General features: G+C 65.7%; 5 protein-coding genes. 3 read left to right on the plus strand and 2 right to left on the minus strand.

Annotation, left to right across the window (positions count from 1 at the left end):
- Positions 1–198 precede the first annotated feature (198 nt).
- The 3 genes from ACPYN5_RS15935 (at position 199) to ACPYN5_RS15945 (ending at position 1967) form a co-directional block, all read left to right on the plus strand.
- Entirely contained in the window at positions 199–462 is a 264-nt protein-coding gene (locus tag ACPYN5_RS15935; RefSeq protein ID WP_424449901.1) for an antitoxin VbhA family protein, read from the plus strand.
- Positions 377–1282 carry a Fic/DOC family protein gene (locus ACPYN5_RS15940; protein WP_424449902.1) on the plus strand — a complete coding sequence of 302 codons (906 nt, stop codon included), beginning with the start codon at positions 377–379 and terminating at the stop codon, positions 1280–1282. The genes ACPYN5_RS15935 and ACPYN5_RS15940 overlap by 86 nt, the downstream gene beginning before the upstream one ends.
- 106 nt (positions 1283–1388) lie before the next feature.
- Entirely contained in the window at positions 1389–1967 is a 579-nt protein-coding gene (locus tag ACPYN5_RS15945) for a recombinase family protein (protein ID WP_424449903.1), read from the plus strand.
- A 6-nt stretch (positions 1968–1973) separates the two neighbouring features.
- Here ACPYN5_RS15945 and ACPYN5_RS15950 read toward each other — a convergent pair whose 3' ends face one another.
- Together ACPYN5_RS15950 and ACPYN5_RS15955 are read right to left on the minus strand one after the other, a co-directional pair.
- A complete protein-coding gene (locus ACPYN5_RS15950) occupies positions 1974–2852 on the minus strand; it encodes a DUF4238 domain-containing protein (protein ID WP_424449904.1) in 879 nt (292 codons plus the stop codon).
- Between the two features lie 31 nt (positions 2853–2883).
- On the minus strand, positions 2884–3114 hold the full coding sequence (locus ACPYN5_RS15955; protein ID WP_424449905.1) for a helix-turn-helix domain-containing protein: 231 nt from the start codon (positions 3112–3114) through the stop codon (positions 2884–2886).
- Positions 3115–3814 lie beyond the last annotated feature (700 nt).

Below are 3814 nucleotides of genomic sequence, written 5' to 3' on the forward strand. Positions count from 1 at the left end.
CAGCGTACTCGTCATCGGGAGCTGACCGGCGCCACCGAACGATCACAGAACACCGCCATCAAGCGAGCAACTCCACAAGCCGCGTCGACGCCGACACGCCGTGCCGAAACCCTGTGCCGAAACCTCTTTGTGCCGAAACCTTCACTAGACCGTTTTCGGGACTGACGGTAGAATGAAACCTCCGAAGGGAGACGGGCCGTGACCGACCAGGGAGCACCCAAGATGCAGACGTTCGACGTCGAGGAGCGGTGGCCCGAGCTGTTCGCGCAGCTTGACGCGGACCAGCGCGACAACGTGCGCCAGGCCCTCGCCGCGGGATGGCACGAGGGGTTCAACCCGACCCGCGAGGACGTCGAGAACGTGACCGACTACGCCCGTGGCGCGATCGATTGGGACGAGTACTCCCGACGCGCTGATGCTGCCGCGCGCCGCGCTGTCGGCGTCGTCGGCGCCGGCCGCTGACGTGGCATCCCAGTTCGATAGCTGGGAGTCGTATTTCTACCCGGACACGATCGACCCGGTGACGGGGGTCGGGACGCTGCGGAACCTCTTCGACGAGCGCGACGCACAGGCGCTTGCGCGTCGCGAGTACGGTCGCACGACGGGTCGCGCGATGCAGATCAGGAGCGGCCAGGTCGAGGTGCCGCGCACGTTCGACGGCGAGCACCTTCGAGCGATTCACGGGCACCTGTTCCAGGACGTGTACGAGTGGGCGGGGGAGTACCGCACCGTGAACATGTCCAAGGGTCCGGGTCGGGGTTTCGGTGACGTCACGACGGGCGAGGTCGATCGGTATCTGGCCGACGTGAAGCAGCTCGTGACGTCGACGAATTGGCGTGAGCTCAGCCGGAACGATTTCATCGCCACGGCGTCGACCGTGTTCGCGTATGTCAACCAGGCGCATCCGTTCCGGGAGGGCAACGGCCGGACGTCGAAGGTGTTCATGGCTCACGTGGCCGAGCAGTCGGCGTACCGGTTCGATTTCGGCCGCGTCAGCCCGGACCAGTGGAACGCGGGATCGGCGCTGAGCCGGCCGGACCTGTACGCCTACGCGCCCGACCCCACGTCGCTCGTGCCCGTGTTTGCCGCGGTGACCGTCGACCGGGCCGCGCCGCAGGCGATGCCTGACCAGGCCGCGCAAGTGCGTTCAGCGCTGAGCGCGTCCTACCCGCGTTCTCCGATCGACGCGACGAAGCAGACGCCGCGCCAGGGCGCGCCGTCTCGAGGTACCGGCGCCGGCTATCGCGCTGACTGTTCACGAGGGGCGGGGTACGAGCGATGAATGACCTAGTTGCCTGGGTGAGTTTCGTGCTCGCACTCGTAGGGACCGCTGGCGGTATCGCCGGCTTGATTCTGTTGGAGCGTCGAAGTCGCCGGGGAGGGACGAAATGACCAACGTCGTCGGGTACGCCCGTGTGTCCAAGCGGGAGCAGAACCCCGCCGCGCAGGAGGCCGAGCTGCGCGCAGCCGGCGCTTCTCGAGTATTCGTCGACCACGGCGAGTCCAGCCGCGTCACAGACCGCCCCCAGTGGCTCGCGTGTCTCGACTATCTCCGCGAGGGCGACACGCTCTTGGTGCGTCGGCTGGATCGTCTTGGGGGGACGGAGCGGATCATCATCGAGACGCTGCATGACCTCGACCGTCGCGGCGTGAACATCAAGAGCCTGACGGAGCCGATGATCGACACGACGACCCCGATGGGCCGTGCGCTGTTCGGCATGGTCGCTGTGTTCGCGCAGCTCCGCGTCGACACGATTCGAGAGAACACGATGCGCGGCCTGGCACACGCGAAGGCCCAGGGGCGGGTCGGCGGGCGGCCGCCGAAGATGACCCCAGAGAAGATTCACCAGGCGCAGCGCATGCGCGCCGAAGGGGCGAGCCTCGACCGTATCGCCGCAGTGCTCAGTGTCGGCAAGACGACCGTCGCCCGCGCCCTCGCCAAGGGCGACGCCATCGCCAGAGGGTAGGCCGATCTACAGAGACACGTTCGCGCCCCGCTGCCCCAGGATGCCTGCGGCGTTTGAGAACACCCTTGGGTTCCGTGTCGGCCAACTACCGGGATAGAGGACGTACATCGTCGCGCATCCGATTGTTGAGCGGTTGAATGCCTCTGGGATGAGTCTTCGCACCCGGTCGCCGCGGGAGAGCAGCAGTCCGGTCGTCGGCGTCAAGGCCACCGTGACCCGCTCAGCGGACATGAGACCAATTCCCCACCCGTACTCTCGCTCGTCGTGCGTACGGCCCGGCGCGAGCCGCGATGGGCACACGAGCATGTCACCAAAGAGCAGGGACGGGTCGTCGTAGCGGACGACGTTCCAGGTGAACTCATCCAGGACGCGCCGGTACTGAGCCCACCGAGCCTTCACGCGATCGTGCATCTCGGGCATGAACATCGCGTCCAGGTCCGCTGTGAACGACACTGCTTGCGCCAGGAACGCCCTAAAGGCTGCGTCGATCCCCGGTACGTGTCGGTACCCCTCAAACTCCGGCGCCGTCTCACCAGTGACGTGCTTCATCATCGCGGGATGCCGCTGGTGATGGAGGATGAGTAGCTTTTCCAGGATCTCGCGCTGCGGCTCCTCTAGCACGCTGTCATCGCCGTTATTCAGCCGAGAAACGAGCGGCGCCGCCGGACTCTCGACGAACACGGTCTGCGCCTTCTCGTACGTGTCGGGGTCGGCTTCCAAAGGGGAAGCGCGGTGGCTGTCCCTAAGCCATCCAGTACTGCTGGCGGTCGCTACATGTGGCGCGGAGCCGTCGAGTGGAACCTGCGTGAAGTGCCCGTCCTCCGCAAAGCCGCGCAGGAGGAACGCGGAGACGTAGTGGTGCTTCCGAGTCGCGGCCTTCGTCATGGACGAACGCTACCGCGCAGGCCCGACGGCTTTAGTCCCGCAGCAGCTGGGACGGGTGCACGTCTAGGGCTATCGCGATCGCGTTCAGCTCGTCGACGGTGAGTCCCGTTGGTGCTGTGCGGTGCAGTCGCCGCACGATCGTTCGTCGCGCGATACCGGTTGCCGATGCCAGCCAATCGAGGGTTTCGCCACGGGCCTGCAACACGTCCCGGATGCGCTGCGCTACCGCGACCGCGAGTGCCTGATTCTGACTCTTATCCATGCATGCTCCCTCGTTGTGTGTCCGATCGAAAGTAGGAAGTTCGGCGGTACGCCGAGCTGCCGGCTTTCGACGGAACACATGCTGACTTGCACGCAGTGAAGAGGCGGTCAAGGGGAGCCCGCAGGGCTCTCCCGAAGGGACGCGCAGCGCCCTTGACGGGCTCGTAGCGGAGTGCAACCCCGCAGCGCGGGGACATACGAAAGGCCCCACGTCGCTGAGCGAAACATGGGGCCTAACGCGAGCTAACTAGGACTGGTTCCGCGCCATGCCTGCGCATCGGGAACCATCATGTTCGTACGATTCGTCACCGGCCGGCTCTCCGCTGACCCCGAGGTGCAGCAGGCGGGCCGAGAGCGATTTGGTCCCGCACAGTCTGGTCTCAGCGTTGAGCCACCCTGAGTAGGCGGACCACGCCTACATGTTCTGGCTTGCTAGAGCCTGACCCCGCTGAGGATGCGGGCTCACCTGAGCGAACGGGTGGCGGGCAAGCTGCGGTCTCGTGCAATCCGACCGCGAGAGTCGAACATGTCTGTCCAGGCTGGAATGGTGGAGCGGCAGGACAGGAACGAAGCCGTGGCGGTCTGGCGCGGTGACACCACATTGCTGCTCATTCGAGTCGTTGACGGTGACGTCCCGCTGAGTGGTGGAGTTTCTCGACACCGTGCGGTCAGCTGGGTTTGATTATGCCGCAGCGATTTCG

The sequence above is a fragment of the Microbacterium arborescens genome (genome assembly GCF_049707515.1).
Lineage (GTDB): Bacteria > Actinomycetota > Actinomycetes > Actinomycetales > Microbacteriaceae > Microbacterium > Microbacterium arborescens_B.